We start from the raw sequence: 19,182 nt of genomic DNA on the forward strand, positions 1-19,182 counted from the left end.
GTGGAGGGAAAGAGTAAAGATGAATAAGCGTTTTGAAGATGACGGAATGGCTTTGCATACGGATTTATATCAAATTAATATGGCTGAAACTTATTGGAATGACGGTATTCATAACAAAAAAGCCGTATTTGAGCTGTACTTTAGAAAACTCCCATTCGGTAATGGCTATGCGATTTTTGCTGGTCTAGAACGAATTATAGAATACCTTCAGAACTTCAGGTTTTCAGAAAGCGACATCTGTTATTTGCGTGATGAATTGGGCTATGCGGAAGACTTTTTGGCTTATTTAAAAGAAATGACGTTTACGGGTACACTGAAGGCGATGCGCGAAGGCGAGATGGTATTCGGCAATGAGCCTATTCTGAGGCTGGAAGCGCCCCTTGCAGAAGCGCAAATTATTGAAACCGCCTTGCTGAACATCGTTAATTATCAGACATTAATTGCTACAAAAGCTTCCCGTATCAAGCAAGTAGTCGGTAAAGAAGCAGCGATGGAATTTGGAAGCCGGCGGGCGCATGAGCTGGACGCGGCTATTTGGGGAACAAGAGCAGCCTACATTGGCGGTTTTGATGGAACGAGCAACGTACGGGCAGGCAAGCTGTTCGGCATTCCGGTTTCCGGGACGCATGCGCATTCGCTCGTTCAAACCTATAAAGATGAGTATACAGCTTTTCATAAATATGCTGAGCGCCACAAGGATTGTGTTTTTCTTGTGGATACGTACGATACGCTTAAATCAGGCGTGCCGACAGCCATTAAAGTCGCGAAGGAGCTTGGAGACCGGATCAATTTCGCAGGCATCCGCCTAGATAGCGGCGATTTAGCTTATTTATCAAAAAAAGCGAGAAAAATGCTGGATGACGCCGGTTTTCATGATACGAAGATCATTGCTTCCAATGATTTAGATGAATATACAATTATGAACTTAAAGGCAGAAGGCGCAAAAATCGACGGCTGGGGAATCGGCACAAAATTAATCACGGCTTTTGATCAGGCTGCTTTAGGAGCAGTTTATAAGCTTGTATCGATTGAAAATGAAGAAGGCACGATGGAGGACACGATTAAAATTTCCGGAAATCCTGAAAAAGTAACAACGCCTGGATTAAAACGCTTGTATCGGATTATTAATAAGCAAAATGGCAAGTCGGAAGGCGATTACTTAGCAATGGAGGATGAAAATCCGTCAGCGGAAGAGCGGCTGAAAATGTTTCATCCGATCCACACATTCATTAGCAAGTTTGTGACTAATTTTGAAGCCCGGGAACTGCATGAATGTATTTTCCAGGAGGGCCGGTTAGTTTATGTGCAGCCGGATATTGAAGAAATCAGAACCTTTGCGAAAGAAAATCTTCAATTGCTGTGGAAGGAGCATAAACGTTCGCTGAATCCGGAGGAATATCCTGTTGATTTAAGCCAAGCTTGCTGGGATAACAAGATGAGAAATATTGAGGAAGTCAGGGAAAAGGTCAGAGCGATGAACCGCGATCATAGGTAAACATGGCGGTTCTCTTATTTTGATAGGATATAGAAGGGCCGCATGGTATAAGTGCTGGCCCTTTGTTAATTTTTGCTGAATGGGATCAAAAAAATCGCGTGAAAGCAGGATAGTAAGCCGCTGAATTTTTTATTAAGTGGAAAGCGCTGTCAATTTTCTGAATTTATTATAAAATAGTAAGGAACGAGAATGATGAAAAGTTTGTGATTTTATTAAGGGAGCGAAAAGAGATGACAGAAAAGTTCAAAAACATGGAAACAGCAGTAATTCATGCGGGCTATGATGCAAAACAGCATTTAGGCAGCCTCGCTACTCCTATTTTTCAAACTTCCACTTTTACCTTTGACAGCGCTGAACAGGGGGAGAAGCGCTTTGCAGGAGAAGAAGAAGGCTTTATTTACTCACGGCTGGGCAACCCGACCGTCAATGCTTTACAAGAAAGGATTGCCGAGCTTGAAGGAGCCGAGGCCGGTCTTGCATTCGCTTCGGGAATGGCTGCTGTATCAGCTGTACTAGTTGCTTTGACAAAGGGTGGAGACCATATTTTATGTTCACAGGGTGTTTATGGATGCACGTTCGGTTTCCTTGAGCTGCTGAATGAGAAATATCAAATTACCCATGATTTTTGTGCAATGGAAACAGCAGAACAAATGGAACAGCTGATTCGTCCGGAGACAACTTGTATTTATGTAGAAACTCCAATCAATCCGACAATGAAATTAATCGACCTTGAGTTAGTAGCACGGGTTGCCAAAAAACATGATATTCCAGTCGTGGTGGACAACACCTTTTCCTCGCCGTATCTCCAACAGCCGCTGCAGGCCGGCTGTGATATTGTTTTGCACAGCGCCACAAAGTATATCGGCGGACATGGAGATGTGATTGCCGGACTGGCAGCCGGAACGAAAGAAATGATGCATACTATTGCCATGACTACTTTAAAAGATGTCGGCGGGGTCATTTCCCCTTTTGATGCCTGGCTGTTATTAAGAGGAATGAAAACATTGCCGGTGCGTATGGACCGCCACTGTGAAAATGCGGAATACATTGTAGAACAATTAAAAAAACATCCGGCAGTGAAATGTGTCTTCTATCCAGGCGATCAAGCAGGCAAGGATTTCGCAATTATGGAAAAACAAATGAGAAAGGGAGGGGGACTGATTTCTTTTGAAATTCACGGAAGCAAGCAGCAAGCGCAAAAGCTGCTGAATGATTTGTCGTTTATCAAAATTGCCGTCAGCCTGGGCGATGCAGAAACACTCATTCAGCATCCGGCTACAATGACCCATTCGGGTATTCCTGAGCAAACGAGAAAGCAGATGAGCATTTCCGATGAATTGATCCGCCTGTCTGTCGGTCTGGAAGCGAAACAGGATATTTGGGAGGACTTGCAGCAGGCGCTGGATCAGCTGGAAGAAGCGGAGACCCCGGTTCAGTCCCATCATCAATAAAGCTTTGTTCAAGCCTCTTCGGGATGTTTCCGGTTTCGTCGCTGCTTAGCTGAAACATCTCACTTCCTCCCTGGGAAGTGAGATGCAGGACAAGCGAAGAAAGCCGTTTTCTAGTCTGCTTTTTTATTTACGCGCTTTTATATTCTGTTTCATGACATTCCGGACAAGGAGGGAGCCGGTCCTTATCTTCATCCACCGTGATAACCTGTCCGCATTGCTTACATTGATAATCGCCTTTTCCTGGAGTTTCTCCTGTATGCGGCATGAAAAGCACCTCCTCAATCATAGGTTGCTCTGTGTATACCCGGATCTTGAAGAAAGAAACAAAGCCTGTCCATGCCAGAGGCTTATACAGAACGGCGCTTTGCTGCGGCAGGCCAAGCGTTTCTGCTTTCTATTGCTCATATGGTCCGGTATGATAAAGAAAGAAAAACTTTTTTAAAAGGAGAAAAACATGGAGATTGTGATTTGGTCAGATTTTGTTTGTCCGTTCTGTTATATCGGAAAGCGGCGGTTGGAAGAAGCATTAGCCGGCGTTTCGTTTAAAGAGCAAGTGACTATTCGCTTCAAAAGCTATGAACTAGCCCCTGATGCGCCAAAGGAAGCTTCAGAGAGCATTCATGAAATGCTGGCTAAAAAATATGGAATGAGCGTTGAACAGGCAAAAGCGACCAATGCTTCAATCGCTGAACAGGCCAAGGAAGCCGGCCTGACGTTCAACTTTGAACAGATGAAGCCGGTCAACACGCTTGATGCCCACCGTCTTGCCAAGTTTGCTGCGGAAAAAGGGAAAGGAGCGGAGATCACTGAACAGCTGTTAAAGGCCTATTTCACGGATTCGCTTATCCTTAGTGATGCTCAAGTATTAGCTAATATAGCCGCTGCCGTCGGGCTGGATGAGAAAGAGGCGCTTTCATTTTTGCAAGGAAGCCGCCTGACAGAGGACGTGCGCGCGGATGAAGAGGAAGCGCGTCAGCTTGGTGTGCAAGGTGTTCCATTTTTTGTGTTGAACAATAAATATGCTGTTTCCGGAGCGCAGCCGGTGGATGTATTCAAATCCGCCCTGCAGCAGGTATGGGAAGAGGAAAACGGGAAGCCTGTGTTAAAGGACCTGTCTGAAGAGGCAAGCAGTGGCGCAGCCTGTACAGATGAAAGCTGCGAAGTTTCTGATAAATGAAGAAGCAGCTCCCAATCAAATGAATCATATAACGAACAGAGAAGAGCAGATGTCCGCCTGAAGGGGCGGCTATGCTCTTTTTTTGCAGTCCTTCACTTTTTCTGTTGAGGCGGCCTGCCTGCTGCAGATAGACCTACAGCAGGCTATTTCAAATGTTTCAGATCAAGAAATCGGTTTTGGCTCATATACTGTTATGTACAAAGGAAACAAACAGGGAGGGACCAAACATGCGCGTCTTAGTATTAGGATCTGGACTAATGGGAAAAGAAGCGGCAAGGGACTTGGTGAATTGTCAAGGAGTGGCCAAAACTACATTGGCTGATTATGATGTGGAAAAGGCAAAGCGGACATGTGAAATCCTTCAATCTCCGAAATTGCAGGCAGCGTTTGTGGATGCCTCAAACGAAGAACAGCTCATCAGTTTAATGAAAGAGCATGATGTAGTTATAAATGCTTTATTCTATTCGTTTAATGTGGCGGTAGCAAAGGCAGCGATTGCAGCTGGTGTACATTCCGTCGATCTCGGAGGGCATATTGGCCAGGCAACTGAACGAGTGCTGGAAATGACCGACGAAGCAAAAGAAGCTGGTGTAACACTGATTCCTGATCTGGGCGTGGCTCCCGGGATGATAAATATTTTAGCGGGTTACGGGGCCAGTCAGTTGGACAAAGCGGAATCGATCAAGCTGTATGTAGGTGGAATCCCGTTGCGGCCGGAGCCGCCGCTTGAATACAACCATGTATTCTCCATGGAAGGCGTCTTTGATCATTATACTGATCCATCCTTCATTATCAGGAATGGCCAAAAAAGAGAAATTCCATCTTTGTCAGAGGTGGAGCCTATCCATTTTGAAAAGTTTGGGCCGCTGGAAGCTTTTCACACCGCAGGAGGAACATCAACACTTTCTTATTCCTATCCTGAGCTGGAGTGTCTGGAATATAAAACTGTCCGTTACCCGGGGCATGCTGAGAAATTCAAATTGCTTGTGGATTTAAATTTAACCCGTGCCGATTATACTGTTGAGGTAAACGGCATGCAGGTGAAGCCCAGGGATGTGCTGTTGAAAACGCTCGATCCAATTGTTGATTTAAAAGATAAAGAGGATGTCGTGCTGTTAAGAGTAGAAACGAAAGGAGTAAAGGAAGGAAGCAAAGCCGGCAGAACATATGAAATGATTACGCATAAAGATCAAACCAATAACGTAACAGCCATGGCGCGGGCGACGGCGAATACTATTTCTGTGGTTGCCCAAATGATTGGGAGCGGGAGCATTACCAAGACCGGCGTTTATCCTCCCGAACAAATCGTCCCGGGCGATGAATACATTAAGGAAATGGCCAAACGGGGAGTCATTATTACTGAAGCTTTGTAAGTAGATTCGGCAAAAAAGCTCTGCACGCTAACACATGTGCAGAGCTTTTTCATTAATTTCCGTCCATTTGCGTATCTTCTTTATCAATACCCGGATCTTCTTCCTTGTCTCCTTCTTCAGGATTGCCATCGTTTTCGGCATTTTTTTCAGTAGAGCCGCCTTGGTTATCTTCATCCTCCTCTATTTTATCTGTCGGCTCGTCCATAACCGGCTTTTCTTTTTCGTCCGGTTCATCGTTTCCGCTGCATGCTCCAAGCATCAAAGCAGCAAGAAGCGGGCCGGCGGCAAGCTTGGTCCATTTGGAAGGCATAGGATCTCTCCTTTCTTGCTAGACTAATTGTTTTTCTTTTTCCCTTAGCGCCAAAAAATATGCTTCTTTTTTAAATTTCGATAGCATTCTTTTTACGGAATAGTCAGAAAAAAGGTTGTGAATCCCTAGAAGTTATGATATTTTATATTCTATTATGAAGTTTCAGCTTCATATTATAAGGAAATGGTGTTTATACTTCAATTTAAGGAGAAGTAAACATGGAAATACTCGATTTAATAAAAGAGAAATGTTCTTCCTTATCTAAAAGCCAGCAAAAAGTAGGAAAATATGTTCTTCATTTTCCTGAAAAAGTCGCTTTGCTGCCTGCAAGCGAAGTGGGCAAACAAACTTCCGTTAGCGAAACAACAGTGATCCGCTTCTGCTATTCACTTGGGCTGAAAGGATATGCTCATTTGCAGTCTATTATTCGTGAGTATCTGATTCAGCATCAAAGCAGCTTAAGCCGTTACTATTCTTCTAAAATGGAGATGGCCCAGCAGCCGCACTTTTTTGCTAAAGTGATGCAAAAAGACAAAGAAAACATTCAAAGAGTGATCGATACAATTTCCGAGGAAGAGATTCAGCTGGCAGTGAATAAAATCATGAACGCCAAAAATGTTTTTTTAACCGGAATGAGAACATCGTTTGCCCCTGCCCAGTGGTTCGCATTTACCTTGGGACTTGTAAGGGACCATGTAAAGTTAATTCAGCCGGGGCTGGATGATCTGGTCACGATTCTGCAAAACATGGATCAAGAGTCGGTTTTTATCGGAATTACCTTTCACCGATATGTAAAAGAAACGGTTCACATCGCGGAAATGGCGAAGAAACGGGGAGTCTTTGTTATTAGCTTGACTGATTCGGCATCAGCCCCCGTGGCGGAATTCAGCGATTTAGTTCTTGGTGTAGGGAGCCAGGAAAACTCAACATTGGATGTTTTCCCTCCGCTTTTTTCCCTGCTCAATGCTATGATGGCTGGATTGTATGTTCAATACTCGGAAGAGGCGGGCAACCGGCAGGAAAAATATGAGCAAGTGAATGCCGACCATTTATTTTATTTTTAAACAGGTTGAGCGAAAGCTGCAGGCATGCAACTATAAAAGTCAGAAAATTCCATAATTGGGATATAGGGATAAGCCAGGATTGAAAACTTGGCAGAGACGAATCATATAAACTTTTGAGTAAATGAAGAGGTGAATTCAACTTGGGAAATTATCATATTCGGCCATTTAATGACCGGGCAGACTTTGAAAAAATGCAGCAGTTGGAGAAGGATACGTGGGACATGGCACCGATTCCGATTCATCAAACATTGACTGCCCATAAAAATGGAGGGCTGCTGCTTGGTGCTTTTCAGGAAGAAAGTTTAATTGGTTTCAGCTACGGCTTTGCTGGATTTTCAGATGGTTCTTCTTATTTGTGTTCCCACATGCTGGGGATTCATCCGGATTATCAAAAACGGGGAATCGGGGAAGCTTTGAAACATGCGCAAAAGCGGGAAGCGGCCCGTCTTGGCTATGAGCAGGTCACCTGGACGTTTGATCCGCTTGAGGGCGTGAATGCTTATTTGAATTTAACGAAATTAAAAGCGGTTTGTTCTACATATGAAGTCAATTGCTACGGTAAAATGAATGACGGGCTGAATGCCGGACTGCCGACCGATCGATTGAAGGTAGATTGGTGGATTCAAAGTGATTATGTGAACAGCGATTTCGTATTCTCAGAGGAGCAGGCGAAAGTGTTTGCAGAATACGGAAGCACAGAGGAAGGGTGTCCGAAAATCTCCCTTCTTCATCCGGAGTACCTGGCTGAAGAGGCACTGCTTGTGCCCGTTCCGCGGAAATTTCAAGAGATTAAGCGTCATTCATTTGACTTAGCCTTGAAATGGCGGCTGGATATACGGGAGATCTTTGTGCAGCTGTTTGCCAGCGGATACACGGCTGTTAAGCTGATCCAGCGTCCGCAAGAGCCGGTGAACTATTATTTGTTTGTTAAAGATTTTCGGTTGACAACGAGAAGGGAAGAGAAAAAATGAAGCTAAAAGAAATTACACTGCGCCATTTACAAATGAAAATGAAGTTTCCGTTTACCACTAGCTTTGGAACGGTCCAAGATAAAGAATTTATTTTAATCGAGGTGAAAGATGAAGAAGGAACTTCCGGCTGGGGAGAATCAGTGGCTTTTGTTTCACCATCTTATAATGAAGAAACGTTAAAGACCAACTGGCACATGATGGAAGATTTTCTGATTCCTTTATTGACAGGTCAAACGATCTCCCATCCGGATGACATTTCAGCCATCTTCGAGCCGATCAGAAAAAATAATATGGCTAAGTCAGCAATTGAAGGGGCTGTATGGGATCTGTATGCAAAAAGAAAAGGCATGCCGCTTTACGAGGCTCTTGGAGGGGAGAATACAACGATTGACGTGGGAATCAGCATCGGCATTCAAAAAACAGTTGATGACTTGCTAACTATCATCAAACAGCATGTGGATGAAGGATATAAGCGGATTAAAGTGAAAATCAAGCCAGGCTGGGATGTCGATGTCATCAGGGAAATCCGCCGCTCCTTCCCAGATATTCAATTAATGGCTGATGCAAATTCCGCCTATCGTCTGGAAGATCTTCCGCAATTGAAAAAGCTGGATGAGTTTCAGCTGCTGATGATTGAGCAGCCGCTTGCGTCGGATGACATTGTCGACCATGCAGTCATTCAAAAAGAGTTAACAACTCCGATTTGTTTGGATGAAAGCATTCATTCTTATGAAGATGCCAGAAAAGCTTTGCAGCTCGGCAGCTGCCAAATCATTAACATTAAAATTGGCCGTGTCGGTGGATTGACAGAATCGAAGCGGATTCATGACTTATGCAAGGAACAAGGCGTGCCTGTCTGGTGCGGGGGGATGCTTGAAGCAGGCGTAGGCAGAGCCCATAACGTTGCACTGACCACATTAAGCAATTTTACGCTTCCTGGCGATACGGCCGCTTCCTCGCGGTATTGGGAGCAAGATATTATTACACCGGAGGTAATCGTCAAGGATGGTGTAATCCAGGTGCCGCAGAAACCAGGAATCGGATATGATATTGACCTTGAAGCAGTAAAGAAATTTATGCTAAAGGAAAAAACATACTCCTTATAATAAGGCTTTCAAACAGCAGGCAGCTCAGAGAAAATCTGGATTTTCCAGGTTCTCTGAGTTATATGCGCTGAGTTCAGAATATTCAAACATAAGAGGGTGATCGTATGACTAACGCATTTAAAATTGCAGGAGCATATATTGGAGTCATTGTAGGGGCGGGATTTGCTTCCGGGCAGGAAATCTTACAGTTTTTTACGAGTTTTGGCTGGATCAGCGTGGTCGGTACATGTATAGCTACAGTGTTATTTGCCTTTTTGGGCATGCAGCTGCTGCAGATTGGTTCCCGTATGGGGGGCAGACTCACACAAAAATGTGATTTACTTGATGTGCGGGAAATGGATCGGATTGTTCGTAGATGCACTGATTACATTTTTCCTGTTCGGAGTAGCAGCGGTGATGATTGCTGGCAGCGGGGCGATTTTTGAACAGCAATTTGGCATTGACGCTTTATACGGCAGCCTGATTATGGCGGGGGTAACAGCTGTCACCCTATGCTTCAACCTTCAGAAAATCATATCGGTGATCAGCTTGATCACACCTTTTCTTTTTATTATGATTTTTATCGTTTTTATTTATTCCATTCTTCAGTATAAAGGCGATGTTTCAGAGATTATGCAATTAGGAAAAAGCGGGCAGACAGCAGCTTCTCATTGGATGACAGGAGCGGTATTATATGTTTCTTATAATATTGCGGCTGGAGCAGCCATTTTAGCCTTAATTGGCGGGGCAGAGAAAAACGAAAAAACAGCCGGGATCGGAGGTCTTTTTGGAGGGCTGGGTCTTGGATTGTTGATTCTTTTAATTAATGTCATCATGCATTTAGACTTTGGAGCCATTCAAGAAGCCGATATGCCGATTGTTCACATAGCTAATGAAATTTCGCCTATTGCCGGTTATCTTATGTCTCTTGTATTGTTGGCAATGATTTACAACACGTCTGTTGGAATGATTTATGCTTTTGCAGCAAGGGTCGTGCCGTCCGGCGGCAAGTCATTTACCCCAGTAGTCATTATTTCCGCAGCGGCCGCATTTTTGGCAAGCTTTGTTGGTTTTGTCAAACTGGTAGGGACACTGTACCCGCTCGTTGGCTATCTCGGATTAATTTTAATTGTTAGTATTATTTTCGTTTGGTTTAAATTTAAACAATCAATCAAGCATGAAATACACATCTCAAGCTGATATAGAGGCTGTCCGGCAACCATTGGCATCATGGCTGCCGGGCAGTTTTTTTATTGTGCGGCGTTCAGCCAAATTCATCGGTTGAGGGAGAGGAGCGGGCAAGGAAGAACGCCACTGAGCAGAATGCATATGTTGAAATGACGGCCAAAAAAGGAGGAGCGGCAGTGGAAAAATATCAATTTTATTTAAAAGAGGCAAAAAAATGGTGTGAAGCCTTGTGTGCCCTGCAGCATGAATCGATTGATTTGAAGCAGGTTGAGAAGTGGAAAAAGCAGGTCGGGGAGATTGATGAGCGCTTATCGACAGTGACAATAGAAGAAGCAGATGCCATATACCTTGAGATTCAAGAGCTTAACAAAGAATGGTGCCAGCTCTATGATAGGGTGTTGGCTGCCGAGACGGAAAAACAGCCGGAAAGAGCGGAGCAAGTCCCGATCGGAGGGCATAAGCTTCCGCCTCTTCCTTATGGCTACAATGCATTAGAGCCTTATATTGATGAAAGCACAATGCGGCTTCATCATGACCGTCATCATAAGAGCTATGTAGACGGTTTGAATAAAGCAGAATTAGAGCTGCAAAAGGCGCGGCGAAATAACCAGTTTGAACTCGTCAAACACTGGGAAAGAGAGCTTGCTTTTCATGGAGCGGGTCATTATTTGCATTCGATCTTTTGGAAAGTGATGTGCCCGCATGGCGGAGGAAGCCCGCCGGGGTCATTAAACCGTGAAATTTCCCGGTCGTTTGGCAGTTTTGAAGAGTTTAAAAAACAATTTTCCCAAGCGGCTCAAAACGTAGAGGGCGGAGGCTGGGCCATTCTCGTATGGGCACCGCAAGCGCAGCGGATGGAAATACTGCAAGCTGAAAAGCATCAGAATTTGAGCCAATGGGATGTTGTTCCTTTGCTTGTGCTTGATGTGTGGGAGCATGCCTATTATTTAAAATATCAAAACAAACGGGCAGATTATATTGATAATTGGTGGCACATTGTGTGCTGGGAAGAGGTCGAAAGACGAATGAGGAAGGCACAAGCGCGGTGAAAAAACAGTTTATTCAAAGACGCCAAAAGGCTTATCATCTTGCCTTTGCGGGCACAAACAGCAGGAGTTTATCCGGAAAGATTTTCAAAATAGAGAGAATCCTGCCGTTGCCTCTTTCTATTTTAACGATTTCATCCTATAATATAGAGAGAATTGAATAAGAAGCTACTAGAGGTGCCTGTTACAGGCTGAGAGAAAAGCATGGGGCTTTTCAACTCTTTGAACCTGATCTGGTTGATACCAGCGTAGGAAAGTAGAGCATTGATTACTATTTTACTTACAGCAGCTGTATCCAGATGGGGATGCGGCTTTTTTGTATTGGAGGAATATCGGTGAATCAACTGCAAAGAATGGCTTATATGGCTCTGTTTACAGCGATTGCCACCTTTGGCTCTTCGCTAGTCTGGTTCCCCGCTGGCGTGGCGAAGGCTTATCCTGTCCAGCATGCGGTTAACGTGGTGGCCGGTGTATTGCTTGGACCGGGGCCGGCGGTGATTATTGCTTTTGTTACAGGCCTGCTAAGAAACCTAATGGGGACCGGTTCGCTGCTGGCTTTTCCAGGCGGCATGATTGGTGCATTTCTTGCCGGCTACATTTATCGGAAAACAAGCCGGACATGGGCCGCTTCGATCGGAGAAGTAGCCGGTTCAGGAGTGATTGCTCCTTTATTTGCTGTTCCTTATGCCAAATTGCTGATGGGAACAGCAGCGGGCGCCTTTTTCTTTTTGCCGGCTTTCCTTGTCAGCAGCCTGTCGGGTTCATTTCTCGGCTTTTTGCTTGTAAGGCGTCTCGTAAAATTAAAGGCTTGGAAATACCGGTTTGGTCAATGATTCCATCGAAGGGCAATGGACAGTTTGCAGCATTCCACATTGGCTGCAGCCGCGCGCAGTTCAATCCGGAGGACATCCGGGTTAAAGGAAAGATAGAGTTTTTCCCGTACACCGGCTGACCGTATGAGCCGTTCGGCTTCTTTTTTGTTAGCTGCTTGTGCAGCGCTCATTAATTGCAAAGCAAAATCGCTGTTATCCGTTAATCGGTTCATGAGCAGATTAATTTCCTGTACAAGTGATTTCATGGATTGGGCTGATTGCTTAAATAAAGTGGGATCTACTGGAGGATATGCTCTTGCGAACGGGGAGCGGGCTAAACCAGACGGCGGAAGGAATGGATACCGGACGAAGCCGCTGAGCGGAATGGCGTAAAAATGAGTGAACGAATAAGGATGATACAAACAGCAGCCCTCCTTTCGAAAAGATCGCTTTTTATCAATATACGGCTAGCTGAAAAATAAATGATGAAAGATATTTATTTAAAAATTCTGAATTGAGTTGAATGCTATTTAAAGATATGCTACAACTAGTCATAGAGCTTAATTGAATAATGAGTCCTTGGGGGTGCTTGCAAAAGCTGAGAGAGGCAGATGGCCTTAACCCTTATTACCTGACCTGGATAATGCCAGCGTAGGGAAGAGGTCGTATCATGCTATTAAACAGCTGTTCTTTTTATTTTACAGCAGTTAGATACCATTTATACAACCGCTTCTCTTAATGGGAAGCGGTTTTTTTATGGACAGCGGTGAGAGAGGCTGGAATGAGAGAGTCCGTCATTTAAGGAAGGGGAGAAGCGTGATGAGTAAAACACTGGATGTGCTTTTACATGAAGCAGAACAGCGGCAGGAGGAGCTGATTGACTTATTAAAAAAACTGATCTCTTTTCAAACGCCTGCCCCTCCTGCGCGGAATACGAAGGAAGCGCAGACATTTATAGCAGAGTTTTTAAGAAAATTGGACTTTTCTGTTGATATGTGGGAGGTCTATCCAAATGACCCGAATGTGGTAGGCAAAAGAAAAGGCGCTTCCCCTGAAAATTATCAGAGTCTTATTATTAATGGACATATTGATGTAGCGGAAGTGCATGAGGATGAAGAGTGGGAAGCAAATCCGTTTCAGCCTGCTGTCAGAAATGGGCATGTAATCGGACGAGGAGCGGCTGATATGAAAGGAGGGTTGGCTGGTGCGTTGTTTGCTTTGCAGCTCCTTCATGAAGCTGGTGTTTTGCTGCCGGGGGATGTACTTTTTCAATCCGTGATCGGTGAAGAGGTTGGAGAAGCAGGCACATTGGAGTGCTGCAGAAAAGGATACACAGCGGACTTTGCCGTGGTAGTGGATACGAGTGATTTACATATACAAGGACAGGGCGGAGTCATTACAGGATGGATTACGCTTAAAAGCAGTCAAACCCATCATGATGCTACTAGAAGAAAGATGATTCATGCCGGCGGAAAGTTATTTGGAGCCAGCGCAATTGAAAAGATGATGAAGATCATCGAGGGCTTGCAGGAATTAGAGCGTCACTGGGCAGTGACTAAAAGCTATCCAGGATTTTTGCCCGGGACTAATACGATTAACCCGGCTGTAATTGAAGGAGGAAGGCATGCAGCATTTATAGCAGATGAGTGCCGGCTTTGGATTACGGTTCATTATTATCCGGATGAAACCTATGAACAGGTAGCCAAAGAAGTAGAAGAACATATCCAAAGTATTGCCAAAGGAGATATATGGATGCGGCACAATCCTCCAACGTTTGAATGGGGAGGCGCCTCCATGATTGAAGACAAGGGAGAAATCTTTCCGTCCTTTGAAGTGGATGCCGGCCATGAGGCTGTCAAGACCTTGACGCAATCGCATGCAGCTGTGTTAAACAAGCCGCCGGTTGTTGATGTATCGCCGACTGTTACGGATGGCGGCTGGCTGGCAGATGCCGGGATTCCCACTGTTATTTATGGTCCGGGGGACTTGGAGAATGCTCACTCTGTCAATGAGAAGTTGGCAATTAAGCAGCTTGTGGATTATACAAAGGTCATTTTAGCGTTTATTCATCAGTGGTGCCATCAGCCCAAGCACGAGTCCCCATGAAGAACACAGCAGAATCCCGCAAGCGGCACAAAACAAACAGTACCTATCTTTTAAGGAGTGGATAACAAATGAAAGCAAGCAAGACACACATGAAATTTAGTGAAAGGCTTCATGAGAAAATTCAGCCGATTTGGCGGCAAAACCATCATCATCCTTTTGTCAGAGAAATGGGAGAAGGAACGCTTGAACCGCGGAAATTCCGTTTTTACATGGTGCAGGATTATTTGTATTTAATTGATTACTCGAAAGTATTTGCTCTTGGGGCGGTGAAAGCCACTGATGTGGAAACGATGGGGAAATTTGCTGCGTTATTAAATGAGACGCTCAACTTTGAAATGTCTCTTCATCGTCAATATGCAGCCCGTTTTGGGATTTCAGAGGAAGAACTTGAACAGGCAAAACCGTCCCCGATCACACTTGCTTACACGCATTATATGCTTCACGCCAGCCAGAACGGAACGCTTGCTGAACTCCTGGCGGCCCTTCTTCCTTGTGCTTGGAGCTATTGGGAAATTGGCAAGGAGCTAAATGAAATTCCGGGAGCGAGTGCACATGAACTGTACGGCGACTGGATTAAAATGTATTCTTCTAAAGAATTTGGCGAGCTGGCAACCTGGTGCATCGATCTTTTAGATGAGCAGGCCGCTGGAAAAAGTGAAAAAGAGCTGGCGAGGCTGGAGGAAATTTTTCTGAATACAACCCGTTATGAATACATGTTCTGGGAGATGGCATATCATGAGCAAATGTGGCCGGGAGAGAAATAAAAAAGTTCTCCAATTCGAAAATGTTGCTTTTTCCTATCATGATAAAAAACAAGGGCGCTCTGTCCCGGTATTGCAGAACATTAATATCGATATGTATGATCGCGAGTTTATCGCTATTATTGGTCCGAGCGGCTCAGGAAAAAGCACCTTGTTCCGTTTAATGAGCGGGCTTGAAAATCCGGATGAGGGGCGGATTTTTATCAATGGAGAGGTGCAGAAGTGCCGGCTGGGCAAGGTCGGTTATATGCCGCAGCAGGATTTGCTGATGCCGTGGCGGACCGTTATCGAAAATGCAGCGCTTCCTCTTGAATTGAAAGGGGTTCGGAAAGAGGAAGCGCACAAGCAGATTCTTCCTTTGCTTGAGGAATTTGGGCTTCGGGGAATGGAACATCGCTTTCCGCATGAGCTGTCAGGAGGAATGAAACAGCGGGTTTCTTTTTTGCGGACATCGTTAAGCGGGTCCAATGTTCTTTTGCTTGATGAGCCTTTTAGTGCATTAGATGCCATTACAAGGCTTTCCATGCAGGAATGGTTAATGAACCAGTGGGAAAAACGAAAAGCAACTATTGTATTAGTGACGCATGATGTCAGCGAGGCGCTTTTCTTGGCTGACCGTATTTTTATATTCACAGAACGGCCCGTCCGTTCCCTTCAAGAAGTCAATGTGCCGCTCGGGCGCCCTAGGAGATTAAACGACTTGAACGAGCCTGCCATCATCAGTTTAAAAAACGATCTCATCGAACAACTGAGAGGAAAGGTGATCACATGAAAAAAACTGAGGGGCTTGGACCGGCAGTCTTATTAGTCTTCCTGTTCTTTCTGATTTGGGAAATGGCAGCGCGCGCAGTCAATATGGTGTTTATCCTGCCGCCGCCGACTGGCATTCTCAGCAAGCTGTGGGAATTGAGAGAGCCTTTGTTTGCCGAACATCTGCCGAGTACATTGGCAGTCATTATGATTGGGTTGGCGATTTCGGTTGTTGTGGGGGCAGGGATCGCCATTTGGATGAGCATCAGTCCAGCTGCAGAAAAAGCATTGTATCCGTTAATCATTTCTTCGCAAATGATCCCGGTTATTGCGTTAGCGCCGATTTTTGTTCTTTGGTTTGGATATTCAATTTGGAGCAAGGTAGTCGTGACGGTGTTAATTACATTCTTTCCTATTACAGTGAATACATATGACGGCCTGCAGTCCGCAAGCAAAGACTTGAGGGAGCTGATGATGACGATGGGAGCCGGGAAGAAAGAGATTTTCTTCAAGCTGCTTCTTCCCGCCGCCTTGCCGCATTTTTATTCGGGTTTGAAGGTAGCCGTTACGCTAAGTGTGATTGGCGCTGCGATCGGAGAGTGGCTCGGAGCGCAGGCAGGGCTCGGCTACTTCAGCAGAAGAATGATGACGCAATTTGACGGTGCTGCTGTTTTTGCCCCTATCATTCTTCTAGCGGCTATCGGCATTGTGCTCTTTATATTGGTAAAGTTAATGGAAAATAAGTCATTAAAGTGGAGGAAAACATCATGAAAAAATGGTTCATGCTCATGCTAGTTCTTCTGCTCGCCGGCTGTAATTCTAACGGGGCGGGCGAGGAAAAGACGGATGAAGGACAAAACAAAGACAAAGTAACGGTCATGCTCGACTGGTATCCAAACGCGGTTCATAGCTTCTTATATGTGGCTGAAGAAAAAGGCTATTTCGATGAAGAAGGGGTTGATGTTGATATCCAGTTCCCGGCAGACCCGACTGATCCAATTAAACTGGCTGCTGCAGGGAAAGTGACACTGGGAATTTCTTATCAGCCTGATGTAATTATGGCGCGCACCGATCAAGGGGTCAGTGTCAAAGCTGTTGGCGCGCTTGTCCGCTCTCCATTGAATCGTGTCATGTTTTTAAAAAATAGCCCGATCCGGACACCAAAAGATTTAGAAGGCAAAACGGTCGGTTTTACAGGCATCCCTCTTAACGAGGCAATCGTCCGAACGATGATGGAAAAGGACAAAGGCAATCCAGAAAAAGTAAAAATGGTGGATGTAGGGTTTGAGTTGAACTCTGCAGTCGTTACGAAAAAAGCGGATGCGGTGGTCGGAGCCTATATTAATCATGAAGTGCCGCTGTTAAAGCACGAAGGCCACGAAACCCGCAACTTGGATCCGACAAAATATGGTGTTCCCAATTTTTATGAGCTTGTAGCCGTTACAAGTGACCAAACATGGGAAAAGCAGGAGAAGGACATCAAAGCATTTTGGCGGGCAGCAGAGAAGGGCTTTGAATTTACCGAGAAGCATCCTGATGAAGCTCTGCAGATTTTATTAAGCAAACAGGACGAGGCAAATTTTCCGCTGATTGAAGAGGTGGAAAAACAAAGCCTTGATATTTTGCTGCCGAAGATGAAGTCTGAAAAAGGCTTTGGCAGCCAAGCTAAAGAGCCTTGGGAAGAAACGGCTCAATGGATGAAGAAAGCCGGTCTGATTAAGAAAGAGCCTAAGATCGATGATATGTTCATAAATCTTGCCGATTGAATGAACGAACCCTTCAAATCGAATAAAACCTAGAAGTTTAATGGGTTTTTTGATAGCATAAAGAAAAAAGATTGGTTTGAAAGGGGAAACAGCATGGGAAAAGGGCTTGAGGGAAAGAAAATTGTAATTGCAGGTTCAAGGAAAACCGAAGAAATGAGTGTGCTTATAAAAAAACAAGGCGGACTGCCGCTTATTCGGTCATTGCAAGGAACGGTGTTTTTAGCTGCAGAGGAAGTCGGGTCTGAATTAAAGAAGTTAATTGCTGCCCCGCCGGATTGGATAGTTTTTACGACAGGGGTTGGCACGGAAGCATTAGCAGATGCTGCTGACCAGCTCGGGGCAAAGCAGGAATTTCAGCAAATTATTCACCAGGCGAAAGTAGCGGCACGCGGATATAAGACGGTAGCTGCCTTAAAAAAATTAGGCATTACTCCCGCTGCAGTGGACGATGACGGGACAATCGCCGGCTTGATTCGAGCGCTCGAAAAAGAAAGCTTTGCCAAAAAGCGGATAGCTGTGCAACTTCACGGCGAAAATGCTCCTTCATTGATAAAGTTTTTAACCGAGAACGAAGCAGAAGTCCAATGTTTACTCCCTTACCGCCATCATGCGCCTGATGAGAAGGCTGTAGAAACATTAATGAATGAGATCATTGGCCAAGCAGTGGACGGAGTGTGCTTTACAACCGCAATACAGGTGCGCTCTCTCTTTCAATATGCCAGGCAGAAAGAGCAAGTGAAAGAGCTTCTTGATGCTTTTTCCAAGGGAACACTAGCTGGAGCGGTCGGAAAAGTAACTGCTGAAGCGCTTACGGAAGAAGGGGTCCGCCGGATGGTTGTTCCGGAGCTTGAAAGAATGGGTGCGCTGATCATGGAGATGTCGCGCTATGAGCGGGGCTGAGGCCAGGAATAAGGAAAGCAGCAATGAGTCAAGAAGGGACAAAAAGCGCACGTTTTAACATATCGTGCTTTTCTCCCTTTCTTCAGTGATCTAGGAAGAGGTGGAAAGATGGATCATCAAACAGTTAGCCAGCTACTTGTACGTGTGAGACAACGGAGTCCGCTCGTTCATAATATTACCAACAACGTTGTGACTAATTTTACAGCCAACGGCTTGTTAGCTCTCGGTGCTTCTCCTGTTATGGCTTACGCACAAGAAGAGGTAGCCGAGATGGCGCGAATGGCCGGAGCGCTTGTGCTCAATATCGGCACGCTTGATGCAGAAAAGGTGGCAGCGATGATCACAGCAGGAAAGGCAGCTAATGATGCCGGAGTACCGGTTATTTTTGATCCGGTGGGAGCCGGAGCTACGGCTTATCGGACCGAGGCTGCCTCCCGGATCATGAGCGAGGTTCAGGTAGATGTATTAAGGGGAAACGCAGCAGAAGTGGCCAACGTGGCTGGAAAGCAAGGGAACATTAAAGGAGTCGATGCCGGAGAAAGCATGGAAAGCCCAATCGAACTTGCAAAGGAAGCAGCGGCAAAATGGAAAACGACAGCAGTGATTACCGGAGAAACAGATGTTATTGCCAGTTCCGATTCCTTATTCCTCGTTCGAAACGGCCATCCGATGCTCACGAAAGTGACGGGCACCGGCTGTTTATTCAGTGCTGTAATCGGCGCTTTTTGTGCGGTGGAACAACAGGCGGGAAAGGCAGCTGCCAGCGCAGCGGCTGTTTATGGGGTCGCAGCAGAAGCCGCAATGACAATCAGCGGAGAAGAAGGCCCGGGAAGTTTTCAAGTGGAATTTTTAAATCAGCTGGCTAAAGTGGGGGCAGAGAGTATCTCAGCCTTTGCTAACATAGCAACATTCAATTAACGGGGGTGG

At 45.3% G+C, this 19,182-nt stretch carries 21 protein-coding genes and 2 riboswitches; of the genes, 18 read left to right on the plus strand and 3 right to left on the minus strand.

Going from position 1 to position 19,182, the window contains the following annotated elements; all coding sequences use genetic code 11:
- Nucleotides 1-19 precede the first annotated feature (19 nt).
- Nucleotides 20-1,495 carry a nicotinate phosphoribosyltransferase gene (locus B1A98_RS00760; protein ID WP_041099561.1) on the plus strand — a complete coding sequence of 492 codons (1,476 nt, stop codon included), beginning with the start codon at nucleotides 20-22 and terminating at the stop codon, nucleotides 1,493-1,495.
- 230 nt (nucleotides 1,496-1,725) lie between these two features.
- A complete protein-coding gene (megL, locus tag B1A98_RS00765; protein WP_063384179.1) occupies nucleotides 1,726-2,946 on the plus strand; it encodes a methionine gamma-lyase in 1,221 nt (406 codons plus the stop codon).
- A gap of 127 nt (nucleotides 2,947-3,073) precedes the next feature.
- Here the strand turns inward: megL and B1A98_RS00770 are convergent, their stop codons facing one another.
- Nucleotides 3,074-3,211, minus strand: a complete 138-nt coding sequence (locus B1A98_RS00770; RefSeq protein ID WP_063384178.1) for a zinc ribbon-containing protein — start codon at nucleotides 3,209-3,211, stop codon at nucleotides 3,074-3,076.
- A 189-nt stretch (nucleotides 3,212-3,400) separates the two neighbouring features.
- Between B1A98_RS00770 and B1A98_RS00775 the strand changes: the two genes are divergently transcribed.
- Nucleotides 3,401-4,123 (plus strand): DsbA family oxidoreductase, encoded by a 723-nt coding sequence (locus B1A98_RS00775; RefSeq protein ID WP_063384177.1) that lies wholly within the window; start codon nucleotides 3,401-3,403, stop codon nucleotides 4,121-4,123.
- Nucleotides 4,124-4,350: 227 nt separating this feature from the next.
- Nucleotides 4,351-5,496 carry a saccharopine dehydrogenase family protein gene (locus B1A98_RS00780; protein ID WP_063384176.1) on the plus strand — a complete coding sequence of 382 codons (1,146 nt, stop codon included), beginning with the start codon at nucleotides 4,351-4,353 and terminating at the stop codon, nucleotides 5,494-5,496.
- A 52-nt stretch (nucleotides 5,497-5,548) separates the two neighbouring features.
- Here B1A98_RS00780 and B1A98_RS00785 read toward each other — a convergent pair whose 3' ends face one another.
- A complete protein-coding gene (locus B1A98_RS00785; protein WP_063384175.1) occupies nucleotides 5,549-5,806 on the minus strand; it encodes a hypothetical protein in 258 nt (85 codons plus the stop codon).
- Nucleotides 5,807-6,024: 218 nt separating this feature from the next.
- Between B1A98_RS00785 and B1A98_RS00790 the strand changes: the two genes are divergently transcribed.
- The 7 genes from B1A98_RS00790 to thiW all read left to right on the plus strand — a co-directional run bounded on the left by B1A98_RS00790 (nucleotide 6,025) and on the right by thiW (nucleotide 11,993).
- Entirely contained in the window at nucleotides 6,025-6,870 is an 846-nt protein-coding gene (locus B1A98_RS00790) for a MurR/RpiR family transcriptional regulator (RefSeq protein WP_063384174.1), read from the plus strand.
- 140 nt (nucleotides 6,871-7,010) lie between these two features.
- A complete protein-coding gene (locus B1A98_RS00795) occupies nucleotides 7,011-7,841 on the plus strand; it encodes a GNAT family N-acetyltransferase (RefSeq protein ID WP_223663043.1) in 831 nt (276 codons plus the stop codon).
- A complete protein-coding gene (gene menC / locus B1A98_RS00800; protein WP_063384173.1) occupies nucleotides 7,838-8,947 on the plus strand; it encodes an o-succinylbenzoate synthase in 1,110 nt (369 codons plus the stop codon). Before B1A98_RS00795 ends, menC begins: the two co-directional genes overlap by 4 nt.
- Before the next feature lie 104 nt (nucleotides 8,948-9,051).
- The gene (locus B1A98_RS20945) at nucleotides 9,052-9,372 is read left to right on the plus strand and encodes a hypothetical protein (RefSeq protein ID WP_305954900.1); all 321 of its coding nucleotides are present in this window, start codon (nucleotides 9,052-9,054) and stop codon (nucleotides 9,370-9,372) included.
- The gene (locus tag B1A98_RS00805; protein WP_305954901.1) at nucleotides 9,341-10,126 is read left to right on the plus strand and encodes a YkvI family membrane protein; all 786 of its coding nucleotides are present in this window, start codon (nucleotides 9,341-9,343) and stop codon (nucleotides 10,124-10,126) included. Before B1A98_RS20945 ends, B1A98_RS00805 begins: the two co-directional genes overlap by 32 nt.
- A gap of 164 nt (nucleotides 10,127-10,290) precedes the next feature.
- Nucleotides 10,291-11,163: a superoxide dismutase gene (locus tag B1A98_RS00810; RefSeq protein WP_305954902.1), complete on the plus strand. Its 873-nt coding sequence runs from the start codon at nucleotides 10,291-10,293 to the stop codon at nucleotides 11,161-11,163.
- 160 nt (nucleotides 11,164-11,323) lie between these two features.
- Nucleotides 11,324-11,432: riboswitch (TPP riboswitch) on the plus strand.
- A 63-nt stretch (nucleotides 11,433-11,495) separates the two neighbouring features.
- Nucleotides 11,496-11,993, plus strand: coding sequence for an energy coupling factor transporter S component ThiW (gene thiW, locus B1A98_RS00815; RefSeq protein ID WP_041099579.1), 498 nt, complete (start codon nucleotides 11,496-11,498; stop codon nucleotides 11,991-11,993).
- Here thiW and B1A98_RS00820 read toward each other — a convergent pair.
- Nucleotides 11,987-12,394, minus strand: coding sequence for a YuzC family spore coat inner layer protein (locus B1A98_RS00820; RefSeq protein ID WP_082821659.1), 408 nt, complete (start codon nucleotides 12,392-12,394; stop codon nucleotides 11,987-11,989). The genes thiW and B1A98_RS00820 overlap by 7 nt on opposite strands.
- Nucleotides 12,395-12,543: 149 nt before the next feature.
- Nucleotides 12,544-12,648, plus strand: a riboswitch (TPP riboswitch).
- Between the two features lie 143 nt (nucleotides 12,649-12,791).
- On the opposite strand from B1A98_RS00820, the gene B1A98_RS00825 reads away from it, so the two are divergent.
- From B1A98_RS00825 to thiM, 7 genes are all read left to right on the plus strand, one after another.
- Nucleotides 12,792-14,078, plus strand: a complete 1,287-nt coding sequence (locus B1A98_RS00825) for an acetylornithine deacetylase (RefSeq protein ID WP_082821658.1) — start codon at nucleotides 12,792-12,794, stop codon at nucleotides 14,076-14,078.
- 89 nt (nucleotides 14,079-14,167) lie between these two features.
- A complete protein-coding gene (gene tenA, locus B1A98_RS00830) occupies nucleotides 14,168-14,842 on the plus strand; it encodes a thiaminase II (protein ID WP_063384293.1) in 675 nt (224 codons plus the stop codon).
- Nucleotides 14,814-15,611, plus strand: coding sequence for an ABC transporter ATP-binding protein (locus tag B1A98_RS00835; protein WP_063384171.1), 798 nt, complete (start codon nucleotides 14,814-14,816; stop codon nucleotides 15,609-15,611). The genes tenA and B1A98_RS00835 overlap by 29 nt, the downstream gene beginning before the upstream one ends.
- The gene (locus tag B1A98_RS00840) at nucleotides 15,608-16,360 is read left to right on the plus strand and encodes an ABC transporter permease (RefSeq protein ID WP_063384170.1); all 753 of its coding nucleotides are present in this window, start codon (nucleotides 15,608-15,610) and stop codon (nucleotides 16,358-16,360) included. The genes B1A98_RS00835 and B1A98_RS00840 overlap by 4 nt, the downstream gene beginning before the upstream one ends.
- A complete protein-coding gene (locus B1A98_RS00845; protein ID WP_063384169.1) occupies nucleotides 16,357-17,355 on the plus strand; it encodes an ABC transporter substrate-binding protein in 999 nt (332 codons plus the stop codon). The genes B1A98_RS00840 and B1A98_RS00845 overlap by 4 nt, the downstream gene beginning before the upstream one ends.
- A 93-nt stretch (nucleotides 17,356-17,448) precedes the next feature.
- A complete protein-coding gene (locus B1A98_RS00850; protein ID WP_063384168.1) occupies nucleotides 17,449-18,255 on the plus strand; it encodes a uroporphyrinogen-III synthase in 807 nt (268 codons plus the stop codon).
- Nucleotides 18,256-18,363: 108 nt separating this feature from the next.
- On the plus strand, nucleotides 18,364-19,173 hold the full coding sequence (gene thiM, locus B1A98_RS00855; protein ID WP_063384167.1) for a hydroxyethylthiazole kinase: 810 nt from the start codon (nucleotides 18,364-18,366) through the stop codon (nucleotides 19,171-19,173).
- The last annotated feature ends 9 nt before the right edge of the window (nucleotides 19,174-19,182 follow it).

It is taken from the genome of Pseudobacillus badius (assembly GCF_002189605.1).
Taxonomy (GTDB): Bacteria; Bacillota; Bacilli; order Bacillales; family Domibacillaceae; genus Pseudobacillus; species Pseudobacillus badius.

Coding starts and splice junctions, on each gene's coding strand:
- B1A98_RS00760 (WP_041099561.1), top strand. CDS start 20: ATGAATAAGCGTTTTGAAGATGACGGAATGGCTTTGCATACGGATTTA.
- megL (WP_063384179.1), top strand. CDS start 1,726: ATGACAGAAAAGTTCAAAAACATGGAAACAGCAGTAATTCATGCGGGC.
- B1A98_RS00770 (WP_063384178.1), bottom strand. CDS start 3,211: ATGCCGCATACAGGAGAAACTCCAGGAAAAGGCGATTATCAATGTAAG.
- B1A98_RS00775 (WP_063384177.1), top strand. CDS start 3,401: ATGGAGATTGTGATTTGGTCAGATTTTGTTTGTCCGTTCTGTTATATC.
- B1A98_RS00780 (WP_063384176.1), top strand. CDS start 4,351: ATGCGCGTCTTAGTATTAGGATCTGGACTAATGGGAAAAGAAGCGGCA.
- B1A98_RS00785 (WP_063384175.1), bottom strand. CDS start 5,806: ATGCCTTCCAAATGGACCAAGCTTGCCGCCGGCCCGCTTCTTGCTGCT.
- B1A98_RS00790 (WP_063384174.1), top strand. CDS start 6,025: ATGGAAATACTCGATTTAATAAAAGAGAAATGTTCTTCCTTATCTAAA.
- menC (WP_063384173.1), top strand. CDS start 7,838: ATGAAGCTAAAAGAAATTACACTGCGCCATTTACAAATGAAAATGAAG.
- B1A98_RS20945 (WP_305954900.1), top strand. CDS start 9,052: ATGACTAACGCATTTAAAATTGCAGGAGCATATATTGGAGTCATTGTA.
- B1A98_RS00825 (WP_082821658.1), top strand. CDS start 12,792: ATGAGTAAAACACTGGATGTGCTTTTACATGAAGCAGAACAGCGGCAG.
- tenA (WP_063384293.1), top strand. CDS start 14,168: ATGAAATTTAGTGAAAGGCTTCATGAGAAAATTCAGCCGATTTGGCGG.
- B1A98_RS00835 (WP_063384171.1), top strand. CDS start 14,814: ATGAGCAAATGTGGCCGGGAGAGAAATAAAAAAGTTCTCCAATTCGAA.
- B1A98_RS00840 (WP_063384170.1), top strand. CDS start 15,608: ATGAAAAAAACTGAGGGGCTTGGACCGGCAGTCTTATTAGTCTTCCTG.
- B1A98_RS00845 (WP_063384169.1), top strand. CDS start 16,357: ATGAAAAAATGGTTCATGCTCATGCTAGTTCTTCTGCTCGCCGGCTGT.
- B1A98_RS00850 (WP_063384168.1), top strand. CDS start 17,449: ATGGGAAAAGGGCTTGAGGGAAAGAAAATTGTAATTGCAGGTTCAAGG.
- thiM (WP_063384167.1), top strand. CDS start 18,364: ATGGATCATCAAACAGTTAGCCAGCTACTTGTACGTGTGAGACAACGG.